Source organism: Sphingomonas sp., from assembly GCF_019635455.1.
GTDB lineage: Bacteria > Pseudomonadota > Alphaproteobacteria > Sphingomonadales > Sphingomonadaceae > Sphingomonas.
The window spans coordinates 344016-358827 of sequence record NZ_JAHBZJ010000001.1; the positions used below are offsets into that span (position 1 = coordinate 344016).

Below are 14812 nucleotides of genomic sequence, written 5' to 3' on the forward strand. Positions count from 1 at the left end.
GAGCCGCCACCGGCTCGCTCGATCACCCTGGGCTCCTGCATCCGCAGGAGCACGAGAAGGAAGAAGATGGCCAGCCTCAAGGCACTCAAGGTCCGCATCGGCTCGGTAAAGTCGACGCAGAAGATCACCAAGGCGATGAAGATGGTCGCCGCCGCGAAGCTGCGCCGCGCGCAGGAAGCGGCGGAGGCCGGGCGCCCCTATGCCCAGCGGCTCGAGAGCGTCGTCGCCAGCCTCGCCAGCAAGGTGACGGTCAGCGAATCCTCGCCCAGGCTGCTCGCCGGCACCGGCAAGGACCAGGTCCACCTGTTCGTCGTCGCCACGTCGGACAAGGGCCTGGCGGGGGCATTCAACACCAACATCGCCCGCCTCGCCCGCCGCCGCGCGCAGGAAATGATCGCGCAGGGCAAGACGGTGAAATTCTACACGATCGGGCGCAAGGGCCGGAACGTGCTGAACCGCCTGTTCCCCAAGGAGATGCTCCACGGCATCGAGCCGGGTGACCTTGGCAAGCTCGGCTTTGCCGATGCGCGCGGCTATGCCGACGACCTGATCGCGCGGTACGAAGCCGGCGAGTTCGACGTCGCCCACCTGTTCTACTCGACCTTCAAGTCGGTGCTAACGCAGGAACCGACCGAACAGCAGATCATTCCGGTCGCGCCGACCTCGGTTCCTGAAGGCACGCCGACCAGCCAGGCCGCGCCCGCCGCCGTCATCTATGAGCCGGACGAGGAATCGATCCTCGCCGACCTGTTGCCGCGCAACGTCGCGATCCAGCTGTTCCGCGCGATGCGTGAGAACGCCGCATCGGAACAGGGCAGCAAGATGACCGCGATGGACAACGCCACGCGCAACGCGGGCGACCTCATCAACCGCCTCACCATCCAGTATAACCGCACCCGCCAGGCCGCGATCACGACCGAGCTGGTGGAAATCATCTCGGGCGCCGAAGCGCTCTAAGTCGTTCGAAGCAAGGAAGAACCAATGGCAACCGCAGCCCCGACCGCAGAGAAGCCCGCGCGCAAGCCCCGCGCGACCAAGCCCAAGGCCGACACGGCAGCCAAGGCGCCCGTCGCCGCGACTGGCGCCGGCCGCATCGCGCAGGTGATCGGCGCGGTCGTCGATGTCGCCTTTGACGGCGAACTGCCGGCGATCCTCACCGCGCTGGAAACCGACAATAACGGCAACCGCCTCATCCTCGAGGTCGCGCAGCATCTGGGCGAGAACACCGTCCGCACGATCGCGATGGATTCGACCGAGGGCCTGACCCGCGGCCAGGCGGTGACCAACACCGGCGCGCAGATCTCCGTGCCGGTCGGCCCCAAGACGCTGGGCCGCATCCTGAACGTCGTCGGCGAGCCGATCGACGAGCGCGGCCCCGTCGGCACCGACCTGAAGGCGCCGATCCATGCCGAGGCGCCGCTGTTCGTCGATCAGTCGACCGAGAGCGCGATCCTGGTCACCGGCATCAAGGTCATCGACCTGCTCGCCCCCTATGCGAAGGGCGGCAAGATCGGCCTGTTCGGCGGCGCGGGCGTGGGCAAGACCGTGCTGATCCAGGAACTGATCAACAACATCGCCAAGGGCCATGGCGGCACCTCGGTATTCGCGGGCGTGGGCGAGCGTACCCGTGAGGGCAACGACCTCTATCACGAATTCCTCGACGCGGGCGTCATCGCCAAGGACGCCGACGGCAACGCGATCAGCGAGGGGTCGAAGGTGGCGCTGGTCTATGGCCAGATGAACGAGCCGCCGGGCGCGCGTGCGCGCGTCGCGCTGTCGGGCCTGACGATCGCCGAATATTTCCGCGACGTCGAAGGGCAGGACGTGCTGTTCTTCGTCGACAACATCTTCCGCTTCACCCAGGCGGGCGCGGAAGTGTCGGCGCTGCTCGGCCGCATCCCGTCAGCGGTGGGCTATCAGCCGACGCTGTCGACCGACATGGGCGCGTTGCAGGAGCGCATCACCTCCACCAACAAGGGGTCGATCACCTCGGTGCAGGCGGTTTACGTGCCGGCCGACGACTTGACCGATCCGGCGCCGGCGACCTCGTTCGCCCACCTCGACGCGACGACCGTGCTCAACCGCGCGATCTCTGAGCTGGGCATCTATCCGGCGGTCGATCCGCTCGATTCGACCAGCCGCGTCCTCGAGCCGCGCGTCGTCGGGCAGGAGCATTACGAGACCGCCCGCGCCGTCCAGTCGATCCTTCAGAAGTACAAGTCGCTTCAGGACATCATCGCGATCCTGGGCATGGACGAACTGTCGGAAGAGGATAAGCTTACGGTTGCGCGTGCGCGGAAAATCCAGCGCTTCCTGAGCCAGCCGTTCCATGTCGCCGAGGTGTTCACCGGCATCCCGGGCGCGTTCGTACAGATCGAGGACACGATCAAGTCGTTCAAGGCCGTGGTGAACGGCGAATACGACCATCTGCCCGAAGCCGCCTTCTACATGGTCGGCGGCATCGACCAGGCGGTCGAAAAGGCCAAGAAGCTCGCCGCCGAGGCGTAAGTCCTCTTGAACCCCTCCCCCACGGGGGAGGGGCTGGGAATTAGAACATGCTGCATTTCGAACTCGTGACCCCCGAAAAGCTCGTCCGATCGGAAGAGGTCCATATGGTCGTCGTTCCCGGCACCGAGGGTGACTTCGGCGTGCTGGAGGGGCATGCGCCCCTGATGTCCACGGTCCGCGACGGCAATATCGAAATCTATCGCACCGCGACCGGCAACGCGCCCGAGACGATCCGCGTCGAGGGTGGTTTCGCCGAAGTCAATGAGCGCGGACTGACGGTGCTGGCCGAACGGGCCGAGTAACCCCCGGCATCCGTGCGCGCGAAAAGGGCCGCGAGGGAATATCCCCCTCGCGGCCCTTTTGCGTGACGGGCGCGGTTCAGGCGCCCCTGGCGTAGGTCATCGTCGTCGCCCAGACCTTGTCATTGCCCCGCTCCACCTTGAGCGTATCGCCGGTGCGGGTGAAGCGCAGCCGGGCCACGCCGACCTTCGTCTTCGTTTCAAAGGTCACGCTCTGACCGTCACGGGCGATTTCGGTGAAGGTGCTGGGCGGCAGCATCGGCAGCGCCACGGTGAGCAGGGTGGAGGCGCTGGCGGTGGCGAAGGTGAGGTTTGCCTCCGCGCCCTTCATCGCCTTGCTGCGCCCCTCTTCACGGCATTCGATCCCGATCTTGGTCTGGTCACACTTCATCTCGAGCGCGTCGGTGCGCCAGGTGCCGCCCAGCCAATCGAGCGGAAGCTGTGCGACCATGGGCGCCGATGCCGACGGCGCGGCTGCGGTCAGCGCAGGCGGCGCCGCGGCGGGCGCAGACGCCATCGCGGGGACGGCGAACATGGTGAAAAGCGACATGAAGAATGCGAGCATTGATGAACCCCCAGGGCGAAATCCGACTGTTTCGCGCTTGTCCCCCGTCCGGTCGCGGCGAACCACGGTCAGGATCGGTCAGGGCATCCGCGCATAGACCCAGCGGCGCGGGCGGCTGCCGTCGGCCATCGCGATTTCGGCGACCAGCTCCGCGCCGCGCCGCCAATAGCGGATTCGCTGGGGATAATCATGCGCCGGATTGGCAAAGCTGATCCCCCGCGCCTCCCGCGTCGCCTGGCGGAACAGCGTGGTCGGGCCGCCGCGCGGCGTCGCGTAGAGGACCGCGGTTTCGGCGACCAGTTCGATGCGGAGCGATTCGGTGTGACGCGCGCCACCGTCGCGGATCGTCCGGCTGGTCCCGCGCATCGTGCCGCCACGCGCCGGCCCCCATTGTTCGCAGCTGCGCGCTCCATCGGGCGCGGGCGCGGTACACCAATCCCCCTCCAACCAGGCGAGATTGGGTAGTTCGGCGGCCAGCGCCGCCGCGATCAGACTCAATACAGGCATAGACCCCCTCTGGCGGGAGCGATCGTCCCATGGCCCACCGTCAGGCGCAATCGGCATTCGATGGTTAGGAACTTGTAAAAACTTGCCGGCTATCCCGTCCGCAGTGGACCATTGGGGGAAGCTTGGGTGAGCGCATTCGGACGTCGTAGTGGACCAGGCGGTACGCCGGGTCGTCCCGCGTTCGGTGTCGCGCGTCCGATGCAGGGTGGCACGCCGGCGCGTCCCGTCGAGCCGGCGGGCGGAGAGCAGTTTCCGTCGCTACAGGATCTGCCGCTTCCCGGTGCCGCCGCGCAGGCGCCGGGCCAGTTCGACCCGCAGGCCCAGCCGGCCGCGACTCCCGCGCCCGCCGCCGCGACCACGCAACCGGCATCGACCACCGACGCGTTGCAGCGGCTGGCCGATCGTCAGGCGGCATCGGCAGAGGCCGGAAGTTCCCGCGTCGAGGGGTTCGAGGCGTCGATCCACCGCATCAAGGAACAGGTGCTTCCCCGCCTGCTCGAGCGTGTCGATCCCGAAGCGGCCGCCACGCTGAACAAGGACGAACTGGCGGAGGAATTCCGCCCGATCATCGGCGAAGTGCTCGCCGAGCTGAAGCTGACACTCAACCGGCGCGAACAGTTCGCGCTGGAAAAGGTGCTGGTCGATGAACTGCTGGGCCTTGGCCCGCTTGAGGAATTGCTGGCCGATACCGCGATCAGCGACATCATGGTCAATGGTCCCGACCAGACCTATGTCGAGCGCAAGGGCAAGCTGGAGCTGGCCAATATCCAGTTCCGCGACGAAGAGCATCTGTTCCAGATCGCGCAACGTATCTGTAACTCGGTCGGCCGCCGCGTCGATCAGACCACGCCGCTCGCCGACGCCCGCCTGAAGGACGGCAGCCGCGTCAACGTGATCGTGCCGCCGCTGAGCCTGAGGGGGACGGCGATCTCGATCCGCAAATTTTCAGACAAACCGATTACGCTCGACATGATGGCCGGATTCGGGTCGATGTCGCAGAAAATGGCGACAATGCTGAAGATCGCCGGGGCAAGCCGTTACAATGTCGTCATTTCGGGCGGCACCGGTTCGGGCAAGACAACGATGCTGAATGCCCTGTCGAAGATGATCGACCCGGGCGAACGCGTGCTGACGATCGAGGACGCCGCCGAACTGCGGCTGCAACAGCCCCACTGGCTGCCGCTGGAAACGCGCCCGCCCAACCTGGAGGGTCAGGGCGAAGTCACGATTCGCGATCTGGTCAAGAACGCGCTGCGTATGCGGCCGGACCGGATCATCCTGGGCGAAATTCGCGGCAGCGAGTGTTTCGACCTGCTCGCCGCAATGAACACCGGCCATGACGGATCAATGTGTACGCTGCACTCCAACTCCCCGCGCGAAGCGCTGGGGCGTATGGAAAACATGGTGATGATGGGCGACATCAAGATCCCGAAGGAGGCGATCAGCCGCCAGATCGCCGATTCGGTGGACCTGATCGTTCAGGTCAAGCGCCTGCGCGACGGCAGCCGCCGCGTCACCAACATCACCGAGGTGATCGGAATGGAAGGCCCGGTGATCGTGACGCAGGAACTGTTCAAGTTCGAGTATCTGGACGAGACGGCGGACGGCAAGATCGTCGGTGAATATCGGTCGATGGGCCTGCGCCCCTACACGCTCGACAAGGCCAAGCAGTTCGGGTTCGATCAGGCGCTGCTCGAGGCATGCCTGTAGGATGTCGCGCACGCCCGGGGCGTGTTCGTAACCGGGACATTAACCACGACCGCAACCGCTGGCGCACGATCCGTGTCGCCCTACCCTGCGGCGCATGGGATTCCACCGTCGCATGATGCTGATCGCCGCCCTGTTCGCGGCCTCGCTTCCGGCGTCACAGCTGCGCGCGGCCCCGCCGGTCATGGCACTGGCCCCCGACAGCGAGGCGCGATGGGTGCCGTTCGAGCTGAGCGCGACCAACCAGATCCGGTTTCGGACGATGGTCAACGGTCGCTGGGCCGAGGCGGTGCTCGACACCGGGGTCAGCGACAGCGCGCTGAGTGCCGGCTTTGCGCGGCGACTGGGTCTGAAGCCGCTGGTCGAGGGTCGCGCCGATGCGATCGGCGGCAGCATCACCCTCGCCTGGACCGGGATCGACCGGATCGAGGTCGGCGGCATGGTACGCACCGGCGGACGGATCGCGATCATCGATGGCGACGCCCGCGCGACCGGCGAGCGGCCGGTGGACCTGTTCGTCGGCGCCGACCTGCTCGCCGCCAACGCGCTGGAGATCGATTACGATGCCCAGCGGTTTCGCCTGATTCCATCGGGGCGAATGCCGTTCCGCGGGGTCACCCTGCCGCTGGCGCGAACCGATCGGTCGGGCCTGTATCTCAGCCGGATCGTGCTGGGCGACATCACCACCCCGATGATCGTCGATACCGGCGATGGCAGCATGGTGACACTCACCCAGACGGCATCGCGCCGGCTGGACGCGCGGATCGGCCCCAGGACGACCGCCATCGCCTATGGTCTGGGCGGTGCGGTAGAGGGGGAGATCGGCGTCCTGCCCAGCCTGCGCCTCGCCGCGCTGACGCTGCGCGAGGTCGAGTTGCGAATCGAGCCGGATGCGGGCTTTTCGGGTCGCAAGGGCGCGGGCGGGCGGATCGGCAACGGCCTGCTGCGCCGGCACCGGGTGCTGCTCGATCCCGGCGCGGGGCGCATGGTCCTGGCCCCCGGGGCGCGCGCGGACTGGCCGGTCGCGCGATCAACCAGCGGGCTGATGCTGGCGGCGGCAGGCGAACGGCTGCGCGTGCTGCACGTGATGCGCGGCAGCCCGGCGGCGGACGACGGTTGGCGCGTGGGGACGGAAATCTGCGCGGTGGACGGCAATCCGGTGAGCGCGAGCCGATATGCCGGGGCGGTATCCGGCTGGACCAGCGGAGCGCCCGGACGCACCGTCAGGCTGAGCCTGTGCGGCGGCGGCGAACGCGACCTGACGCTTCGTCGTTTCTATTAGGTTCGGATCGCCAGCGCGGCGCACACCACGGCGAACAGCAGCGCCATCAGCTGGATCAACGTCCACGGCATCCAGCCGACCCGGTCAAGGTCGCGGCGGTTCGCGCGGCGCCAGTCGGCCAGCCCGCTTCCCGCAGCCACCAGCACCAGCGTTCCCGCCCCGATCCATAACGGCACTTGCATCGATTCCCGTCCGCCTTCACCCTGGCCGGATCAGGAGAGGACCCGTCATGCGTATCACCCCCCGCCCCGTCGCGCTCGCCATCGTCATCGCCACCGGCCTGGTATCCGCCGCGGCGATCGGCGCCCCCCAGATGGGATCGGCGGTCCGCGATGTGAAGGCGGCGGTCGCCGCGCCGACGCGCTCGCCCGCGAACATCGCCCGCGACCGGTATCGCCACCCCGTCGAAACGCTGAACTTTTTCGGCGTGAAGCCGGGCGACACGGTCGTCGAACTATGGCCCGGCGGCGGCTGGTACACCGAAATCCTGGCCCCCTATGTCGCGCGTGGGGGCGGCACCTATTACGCCGCCGCGCTCGACCGATTGTCGGGCGGCACGAAGAAGATGATCGCGGAAAAGCCCGCGCTTTATGGCAAGATCAGGCTCGCCGCCTTTCCCGCATTCGCCCCCACCGACACGCGCGTGCCGGATGGCAGCGCGGATGTCGTGCTGACCTTCCGCAATGTCCATAACTGGCGCATGGGCTATCAGCGCGCGGACAAGCAGGATTACGCGCCCGAGGCATTCCGACAGATCTTTGCGATGCTGAAGCCCGGCGGTGTGCTGGGCGTGGTCGATCATCGCCTGCCCGAAAGCGCGAGCGACGAGCGCGAACGGTCGAGCGGCTATATGAAGGTATCGACGATCCGCAAGCTGGCGGCCGATGCGGGGTTCGAGTTCGTCGCCGCATCCCAGGTGAACGCCAACCCGCGGGACCGCGCGGATTGGCCCGACGGCGTGTGGACGCTGCCGCCAAGCTATCGCCTGAAGGATGTCGATCGCGCGAAATATGAAGCGATCGGCGAAAGCGACCGGATGACGCTGAAATTCAGGAAGCCGAAGCGCGTACGCTGACGCGCGCGGTTCAGCCCAGCTTGTCGACCTGTTCCTTCAGCGCCGACAGTTGCGCCTTCAGGGCGGCGATCTCGTCGTCCTTGCTGGTTTCCGGTGCCGTGCCACCGGGCTTTGCGCCGGACGCGGCCGCCCCCGGCTTGAACGCGCCGGCCGCAGCCTCGAACATCGCCATGTTGCGCTTGGCGATCTCGGCGAAGGGCGAGTTGGCGAACGCGCCCTCGACCGCGCTCTTGAACTGTTCCTGATTGCGGCGGAAGCTTTCCATCGACGCTTCCAGATAGCCGGGGACCATCGCCTGCATGCTGTCGCCATAGAGCGCGATCAGCTGGCGCAGGAAGCTGACCGGCAACAGCGTCTGGCCACGCGCTTCCTCTTCCATGATGATCTGGGTGAGGACATTATGGGTGATGTCCTCCTCGCTCTTTGCGTCGATGACCTTGAAGTCGCGCCCCTCGCGCGTCATGGCGGCGAGGTGATCGAGCGTGATGTAGGACGAGGTTTCGGTGTTATAAAGGCGACGGTTCGCGTATTTCTTGATAATCACCGGGCCGTCGGCGTTGGCGGTCTTCTTCATGCAGGCCCCCTGAGGATGTTGCATGTCCCTAGCACCATTTGATGCCGCACCGCAACACGGCCCGCGCCCCCTTCCGCTGTTCCTGCAATTGCTGCGCAGCGAAACGCAGGGCGCGCCGGAACGCCGCGCCGCGGCGATGGCGGGACTGGCGGCATATCAGGCGGCAAGACGCCCGCGACCACGCCGCCCGATGCCGGTCGTCGCGCGCGCGGGCCGCGCGACGCTGCGCGACTATGGCGATGCCGGCACCGGGCGCGGGGTTCCGGTGGTGTTCGTGCCGTCGCTGATCAATCCGCCCGTCATCCTCGACATGCCGTACCGCAAGTCGCTGCTGCGCTGGCTGTCGCGGCGCGGCGTGCGCCCGCTGCTGGTCGATTGGGGGGACCCGACACCGGCGGATCGGGCGCAGGATGTCGCCGGGCATGTCGTCGAGATGCTGGTCCCGTTATTGCGCAGCATCGGCGAACCGGCGGCGCTGGCCGGCTATTGCCTGGGCGGGACCATGGCTGCGGCCGCCGCCGCGCATGTGCCGGTGCGCGGATTGGCGAAGATCGCGGCACCGTGGCGCTTCTCAGGCTTCGGCGACGAGGCACTGTCGCGGATCGACGCGCTGTGGGAAGCCGCGCAGCCGACCTGCGAAGCGCTGGGCCTGGTGCCGATGGAGGTCTTGCAGGCCGGCTTCTGGCAGCTCGATCCGGCGCGCACGGTCGCCAAGTTCGAACGGTTCGCCCGGCTGGACCCGGCCAGCACGGAGGCCCGTGCATTCGTGGCGATGGAGGATTGGGCTAATGCAGGCGCCCCGCTGACCTATGCCGCCGGACGCCAGATGTTCGACGATTTCTTCAGCGCCGACTTGCCGGGGCGCGGCGCCTGGCGGGTTGGCGGACGCATCGCCGATCCGATCGCCCTGCCCTGTCCGACGGTGGAGTTCGTATCGCTGACCGATCGCATCGTCCCCGCCGCCAGCGCCGCCGGGCTGAACGACCGGCGCGAACTGCGGCTGGGCCATGTCGGCATGATCGTCGGGTCGTCGGCGCGGGCGATGCTGTGGGAGCCGCTCGCGGACTGGCTAACCGCGCTTCCCGCGCCTAGATAGCCCGCAACCGGAATGAAGGAGACCGCCATGACCGATGTCGTCATCACCGCCGCCAAGCGCACGCCCGTGGGCAGCTTTCTGGGCGCGTTCGCATCCACCCCCGCGCACGAGCTCGGCCGCATCGCGATCGAGGCCGCGCTGGAACAGGCCGGGGTCAAGGGCGAGGACGTCTCCGAAGTGATTCTGGGCCAGGTGCTGACGGCGGCGCAGGGGCAGAATCCGGCGCGCCAGGCATCGATGGCGGCGGGTGTCCCGAAAGAGGTTCCTGCCTGGGGCCTCAATCAGGTCTGCGGCTCCGGCCTCCGCGCCGTCGCGCTTGCGGCGCAGGCGGTGCAGACCGGAGACGCGTCGATCGTGGTGGCGGGCGGACAGGAATCGATGTCGCTCTCCGCACATGCGCAGTCGATCCGGGCGGGCGCGAAGATGGGTGACCTGGCGCTGATCGACACGATGATCAGGGACGGGCTGACCGACGTATTCAACGGCTATCACATGGGCATCACCGCCGAGAATCTGGCCGAACAATATCAGGTGACCCGGGGTGAGCAGGACGAATTCGCCGTCCGCTCCCAGAATCTCGCCGAACAGGCCCGCGCAGCCGGCAGGTTCCGCGACGAGATCGCGCCGGTGACGCTGAAGACCCGCAAGGGCGAGACGGTGGTCGATCAGGACGAATATATCCGCGCCGGCGCGACGATCGATTCGGTTGCGGGACTGCGGCCCGCGTTCAAGAAGGACGGATCGGTCACCGCCGGCAACGCGTCCGGCATCAATGACGGTGCGGCGGCGCTGGTGGTGATGAGCCGCGAGGAAGCCGAAAAGCGCGGCGCGCCGGTGCTGGCGACGATCCGCAGCTGGGCGACGGCCGGCGTCGATCCGTCGGTGATGGGTATCGGGCCGGTGCCGGCGACCCGGCGCGCGCTGGAAAAGGCGGGGTGGACCGTCGCCGACCTGGACCTGATCGAGGCGAATGAGGCGTTCGCGGCACAGGCGCTGTCGGTCGGCAAGGAACTGGGTTTCGACCCCGACAAGGTGAATGTGAACGGCGGGGCGATCGCGATCGGCCATCCGATCGGCGCCAGCGGCGCGCGCGTGCTGACCACCCTGTTGTACGAAATGAAGCGTCGCGACGCGAAAAAGGGGCTGGCGACGCTCTGCATCGGCGGCGGCATGGGCATCGCGATGTGCGTCGAACGCGACTGATCGCAGGTATCGCCGGCGAGACATCCCGTCTGCCATCGACATGACATCCAATACGGCGCCCCATCGCCCAGGATGGGGCGCCGTATCCATATCGACTTGCGACGAATTTATTATAGATCACGCAAAACAAATACGCGACGCAATATTTCGGATCCGTATAGTTTCCGACCATTTCGTAGAATCGTGAAACTACAAATGATCACGTTACAATTTACGTTTCATAGTATATTGGAAAATTTCGGGCGACGCTCAGGTTTGTAGCAAATCGGCAACACTGGCCCGGAAATTTCCGACAATGCTAACTTTCGGCATATTGTGACCGCACCGGCTTTTGGGTTCTTTCCCGGCGATCAGGCATCCCGCCTGTCCAGGGGCAACTCACATGAAGTTCAACCGGCTTCTGGCGGCAACCGCGCTCGCCAGCACCTTCGCAATCACGCCGCAGGTCGCATTCGCGCAGACCGCGTCCGACACCGCCGCCAGCTCCGAAGGCGAGGAAGCGCCGACCACCGCCGGCGAGACCAAGGAAGGCGAGATCGTCGTCGTCGGTTCGCGCATCCGTCGCAGCAACCTGACCACCGCCGACCCGATTCAGGTCATCACGCGTGAGGAAACCACCTCCGCCGGGTTCAACTCGACCGCCGAAATCCTGCAAAGCGCACAGGTCACCGGCGGCACCAGCCAGATCAACAACTCGTTCGGCGGCTTCGTCACCGCCGGCGGTCCCGGCGCCAACACCGTGTCGCTGCGCGGCCTGGGTACGACCCGCACCCTCGTCCTGCTGAACGGCCGCCGCATCGCGCCGGCGGGCTCGCGCGGGCAGGTCGGCGCGGCCGACCTCACCGTGCTGCCCAACGCGATCCTCGACCGCGTCGAAGTGCTGAACACCGGCGCGTCGTCCATCTATGGATCGGACGCGGTCGCGGGCGTCATCAACCTCGTCACCCGCGACGACATCAAGGGCGTCGTCCTGGAGGCCCAGCACAACGTTCCGGAAATCGGCGCCGGCGTCACCCGCCGCTATTCGGCGGTGTTCGGCACCCGGTTCGAAGGGTTCAAGATCGCCGGGTCGGTCGAATATTACAACCGCGACGCGGTGAAGCTGGGCGATCTCGACTTCACCCGCTGTCAGCGCGCGCTGCGCAGCAGCGCCGCGAACCCGGCGTTCGGTTCGGCCGATCTGATCGACGCGCGCACCGGCCAGCCCAAATGCTTCGGCGAAATCAGCGTCACCGGCGATAGCGGCGTGACCGTCAACACGATCGGTACGCGCGACTATGCCGGCACCACCGTCGCGCTGGCTCCCGGCATCCCGGCCGGTTACGGCACGCTGCCGACGAGCGCAGGCTATGGCACGATCGCACAGCAGGTCTGCAACCGGTTCCGCCCCAATGCGGCGGTCACCACCGGCGCGCTGCCCGGCTATGAGTGCGTCGGCGGCGGCCTGATCCCGACCGGCCTGCGCGACACGCTGCCGCGCAATTTCTTCCTCGGCGACGTGGTTTCGCCGGGCGAGCAGTTCAACGGCTATCTCCAGGCGAGCCTGGAACTGCCGGGCCTGAACAATGCCGAAGTCTATACCGAGATCATGGCCAATCGCCGCAAGTCGAAGCAGACCAGCGGCAGCCGCCAGCTCACGATCGACTATCCGCTGGGCAGCCCGCTCTACAGCGCGACCCAGTTCCCCGGCCAGTTCCTGCCCGCGCAGGCCGGCGGCATCACCGGCACCAACGCGATCGGCGTGCGCGCCTTCACCGAATATGGTCCGTATGAGAACCGCCAGACGGTCGATTTCATCCGCGGCCTGATCGGCGTGCGCGGTGACCTGTTCGGCGACTGGCGCTACGACGCGTCGGTGATGCGCAGCTGGTCGGACTCGACCTATGAGACCGACACGGTGCTGACCGACAAGATCGCCCAGAGCCTGGACGTCGTGTCGTCGGGCGGTACGCTGGTGTGCCGCAACACGCTGAACGGCTGCGTCGCGGCACCGTCGCTGAGCGCGAACGTGGTCAACGGCATCGTGCCGCAGGCATGGTTCGACTTCATCAGCGAAACCACCGTCGGCCACACCAAATATCGCGAGACGATCGCCAACCTGACGTTCGACGGTTCGCTGTTCAAGCTGCCGGGCGGCCCGCTCTCGGTCGCGCTGGGCGTCGAATATCGCAAGGCGCGGATCGACGACACGCCGTCGCGCGATAGCCAGGCGAACAACCTGTACGGCCTCACCTCCTCGGGCATCACCCGCGGCACCGATTCGGTGAAGGAAGCGTTCGGCGAAATCGAAGCGCCGATCCTGGCGGACGTGCCGTTCTTCTATCGCCTGACGCTCAACGCATCGGGCCGCTATACCGACTATAAGTCCTATGGCTCGCAATGGACCTACAAGATCGGCGGCCTGTGGGCGCCGGCCAAGTTCCTGTCCTTCCGCGGCAGCTATGGCACGTCGTATCGCGCCCCGGCGCTGTTCGAACAGTTCCTTGGCCCGACGAGCGGTTTCCAGTCGCAGAACAACGATCCGTGCAACAGCTACGGCACGCGTGACGCGACCTCGAACCGCTACATCAACTGTCAGTCGCTGGGTCTTCCGACCACCTATACGGCCACGTCGAGCATTCGCGTGAACCAGCAGGGTGGCGCGGCCACGGGTCTGTCGGCGGAAACGTCGCGCGCCTACACCTTTGGCGGCGTGTTCGAACCGAATCTCGGCTCGTTCGGTCGCTTCTCGTTCGGCGTCGATTATTTCAACGTGCTGGTCGAGAACGGCGTGTCGCAGCTCACCTATCTGAACATCCTGTCGACCTGCTATGACAGCGCGCCGGCGGACTTCAAGGCGAACCAGGACACCTGCGCCCTGATCCAGCGCGCTGCGACGGCACCCTATGGCCTCACCGTGACCACGGGCTATGTGAACATCTCGAACGCCGCGGTCAGCGGCATCGACTTCACCGCCCGCTATCAGGTTCCGGTGTTCGGTGGCACGTTCCGTCTGAACGCGGCGGTGACGAAATATGACCAGCGCTACAGCCAGACGCTGCCGACCGACACGATCCGCAACACGATCGGCGCGGTCAACAATCCGGAATGGACGGGGACGTTCGACGCCTCGTTCAAATATGATCGCTTCACGCTGCGTTACGGCGTCGAGTGGCTGGACGGCACGAACACCAGTGCCTTCCAGCTCGGCACGACCGACGCGACGCGGGCGACCTATTACTTCCAGACGCCGGATTACTTCACCCACTCCGCCTCGGTTCGTTATCAGGGCGACAAGTTCGGCCTGGTGCTGGGCGTGCGCAATCTGACGAACGCGGCGCTGCCGCAGATTTCGTCGGGCGCCTACAACCGGATCGGCAACGTGCCGCTGTACAGCGGGTACGATTATATCGGCCGCACCTTCTTCGTGAATGTGACGACCGCATTCTGACGCGATCGCGGCCCGGGGGGCCGCGACAGCAAAAGGCCGGCGGTTCCCCTAGAACCGCCGGCCACTTTTTTGCCCGCGAAAGATCGATGCCGGCGGCTAGCGCGTGGCGACCCGCTTGTAGGGGACGAACTGCCCCAGCGAGACAAACCCGCTCCACATCCGCGACCCGCGATCAATCAGATCGACCTTGTCGACCGAACACAGCTGGCTGCCATAGATTTTGGTCAGCAGGATATCGTCGTCGTCCAGCTGGTCCGCGCCCGCACGGGGGCGATTGACGTACAAGGTCGAGCCGCGACGATAGACCAGCGCGGTCTTGTCGATGATCGTCGTGTTATCCAGGCTCGAAAGGGAAAGGCAATTCACCGGTTCGCCGGCAACCCGGCCCTCCAGCATCTTCGCCAGTTCGGCCTCGCCCTTGGCGTAGCCCGATTCGTCCGCGGATGCGGCACCGGCCAGCGTCAACAGGGAGAGCGAAGCGGCGGCGGTCAGCAGTCTGCGCATCGGCTGTCTCCAACTATTCGTAGTAGAACGAACATGGTAGCGAAGCCGAGCTTTCGCAACAC

At 66.4% G+C, this 14812-nt stretch carries 14 protein-coding genes; 9 read left to right on the top strand and 5 right to left on the bottom strand.

Going from position 1 to position 14812, the window contains the following annotated elements:
• Positions 1–66: 66 nt before the first annotated feature.
• Genes KF783_RS01790 through KF783_RS01800 form a run of 3 tightly spaced genes read left to right on the top strand, consistent with a single transcriptional unit; the run spans position 67 to position 2810 of the window.
• A complete protein-coding gene (locus tag KF783_RS01790) occupies positions 67–957 on the top strand; it encodes a F0F1 ATP synthase subunit gamma (protein WP_294076170.1) in 891 nt (296 codons plus the stop codon).
• 24 nt (positions 958–981) lie between these two features.
• A complete protein-coding gene (atpD, locus tag KF783_RS01795) occupies positions 982–2508 on the top strand; it encodes a F0F1 ATP synthase subunit beta (RefSeq protein WP_294076171.1) in 1527 nt (508 codons plus the stop codon).
• Between the two features lie 47 nt (positions 2509–2555).
• Positions 2556–2810 carry an ATP synthase F1 subunit epsilon gene (locus tag KF783_RS01800; protein WP_294076172.1) on the top strand — a complete coding sequence of 85 codons (255 nt, stop codon included), beginning with the start codon at positions 2556–2558 and terminating at the stop codon, positions 2808–2810.
• A 76-nt stretch (positions 2811–2886) separates the two neighbouring features.
• Here KF783_RS01800 and KF783_RS01805 read toward each other — a convergent pair whose 3' ends face one another.
• A complete protein-coding gene (locus tag KF783_RS01805; RefSeq protein ID WP_294076173.1) occupies positions 2887–3357 on the bottom strand; it encodes a hypothetical protein in 471 nt (156 codons plus the stop codon).
• Positions 3358–3450: 93 nt separating this feature from the next.
• On the bottom strand, positions 3451–3879 hold the full coding sequence (locus KF783_RS01810; RefSeq protein ID WP_294076174.1) for a DUF6265 family protein: 429 nt from the start codon (positions 3877–3879) through the stop codon (positions 3451–3453).
• Positions 3880–4005: 126 nt separating this feature from the next.
• Between KF783_RS01810 and KF783_RS01815 the strand changes: the two genes are divergently transcribed.
• Positions 4006–5589 carry a CpaF family protein gene (locus tag KF783_RS01815; protein WP_294076175.1) on the top strand — a complete coding sequence of 528 codons (1584 nt, stop codon included), beginning with the start codon at positions 4006–4008 and terminating at the stop codon, positions 5587–5589.
• A gap of 94 nt (positions 5590–5683) precedes the next feature.
• Positions 5684–6868, top strand: a complete 1185-nt coding sequence (locus KF783_RS01820; RefSeq protein WP_294076176.1) for an aspartyl protease family protein — start codon at positions 5684–5686, stop codon at positions 6866–6868.
• Here KF783_RS01820 and KF783_RS01825 read toward each other — a convergent pair.
• The gene (locus tag KF783_RS01825; protein ID WP_294076177.1) at positions 6865–7050 is read right to left on the bottom strand and encodes a hypothetical protein; all 186 of its coding nucleotides are present in this window, start codon (positions 7048–7050) and stop codon (positions 6865–6867) included. The genes KF783_RS01820 and KF783_RS01825 overlap by 4 nt on opposite strands.
• Before the next feature lie 47 nt (positions 7051–7097).
• Here KF783_RS01825 and KF783_RS01830 point away from each other — a divergent pair, with 47 nt between their 5' ends.
• On the top strand, positions 7098–7943 hold the full coding sequence (locus tag KF783_RS01830) for a methyltransferase (protein ID WP_294076178.1): 846 nt from the start codon (positions 7098–7100) through the stop codon (positions 7941–7943).
• A gap of 10 nt (positions 7944–7953) precedes the next feature.
• Here the strand turns inward: KF783_RS01830 and phaR are convergent, their stop codons facing one another.
• On the bottom strand, positions 7954–8517 hold the full coding sequence (phaR, locus tag KF783_RS01835) for a polyhydroxyalkanoate synthesis repressor PhaR (protein WP_294076179.1): 564 nt from the start codon (positions 8515–8517) through the stop codon (positions 7954–7956).
• A 22-nt stretch (positions 8518–8539) separates the two neighbouring features.
• Here phaR and KF783_RS01840 point away from each other — a divergent pair, with 22 nt between their 5' ends.
• The 3 genes from KF783_RS01840 to KF783_RS01850 all read left to right on the top strand — a co-directional run bounded on the left by KF783_RS01840 (position 8540) and on the right by KF783_RS01850 (position 14246).
• Positions 8540–9613, top strand: coding sequence for an alpha/beta hydrolase (locus KF783_RS01840; RefSeq protein WP_294076180.1), 1074 nt, complete (start codon positions 8540–8542; stop codon positions 9611–9613).
• Between the two features lie 27 nt (positions 9614–9640).
• Positions 9641–10816, top strand: a complete 1176-nt coding sequence (locus tag KF783_RS01845) for an acetyl-CoA C-acetyltransferase (RefSeq protein WP_294076181.1) — start codon at positions 9641–9643, stop codon at positions 10814–10816.
• 382 nt (positions 10817–11198) lie between these two features.
• Complete coding sequence (locus KF783_RS01850; RefSeq protein ID WP_294076182.1) at positions 11199–14246, top strand: TonB-dependent receptor; 3048 nt, start codon at positions 11199–11201, stop codon at positions 14244–14246.
• A gap of 96 nt (positions 14247–14342) precedes the next feature.
• Here the strand turns inward: KF783_RS01850 and KF783_RS01855 are convergent, their stop codons facing one another.
• Positions 14343–14750 (bottom strand): hypothetical protein, encoded by a 408-nt coding sequence (locus KF783_RS01855; RefSeq protein ID WP_294076183.1) that lies wholly within the window; start codon positions 14748–14750, stop codon positions 14343–14345.
• Between the last annotated feature and the right edge of the window lie 62 nt (positions 14751–14812).

Bases quoted from the DNA above. Each gene is read 5' to 3' on its own strand.
- KF783_RS01790 (WP_294076170.1), top strand. From the start codon at position 67: ATGGCCAGCCTCAAGGCACTCAAGGTCCGCATCGGCTCGGTAAAGTCG.
- atpD (WP_294076171.1), top strand. From the start codon at position 982: ATGGCAACCGCAGCCCCGACCGCAGAGAAGCCCGCGCGCAAGCCCCGC.
- KF783_RS01800 (WP_294076172.1), top strand. From the start codon at position 2,556: ATGCTGCATTTCGAACTCGTGACCCCCGAAAAGCTCGTCCGATCGGAA.
- KF783_RS01805 (WP_294076173.1), bottom strand. From the start codon at position 3,357: ATGTCGCTTTTCACCATGTTCGCCGTCCCCGCGATGGCGTCTGCGCCC.
- KF783_RS01810 (WP_294076174.1), bottom strand. From the start codon at position 3,879: ATGCCTGTATTGAGTCTGATCGCGGCGGCGCTGGCCGCCGAACTACCC.
- KF783_RS01820 (WP_294076176.1), top strand. From the start codon at position 5,684: ATGGGATTCCACCGTCGCATGATGCTGATCGCCGCCCTGTTCGCGGCC.
- KF783_RS01825 (WP_294076177.1), bottom strand. From the start codon at position 7,050: ATGCAAGTGCCGTTATGGATCGGGGCGGGAACGCTGGTGCTGGTGGCT.
- KF783_RS01830 (WP_294076178.1), top strand. From the start codon at position 7,098: ATGCGTATCACCCCCCGCCCCGTCGCGCTCGCCATCGTCATCGCCACC.
- phaR (WP_294076179.1), bottom strand. From the start codon at position 8,517: ATGAAGAAGACCGCCAACGCCGACGGCCCGGTGATTATCAAGAAATAC.
- KF783_RS01840 (WP_294076180.1), top strand. From the start codon at position 8,540: ATGTCCCTAGCACCATTTGATGCCGCACCGCAACACGGCCCGCGCCCC.
- KF783_RS01845 (WP_294076181.1), top strand. From the start codon at position 9,641: ATGACCGATGTCGTCATCACCGCCGCCAAGCGCACGCCCGTGGGCAGC.
- KF783_RS01850 (WP_294076182.1), top strand. From the start codon at position 11,199: ATGAAGTTCAACCGGCTTCTGGCGGCAACCGCGCTCGCCAGCACCTTC.
- KF783_RS01855 (WP_294076183.1), bottom strand. From the start codon at position 14,750: ATGCGCAGACTGCTGACCGCCGCCGCTTCGCTCTCCCTGTTGACGCTG.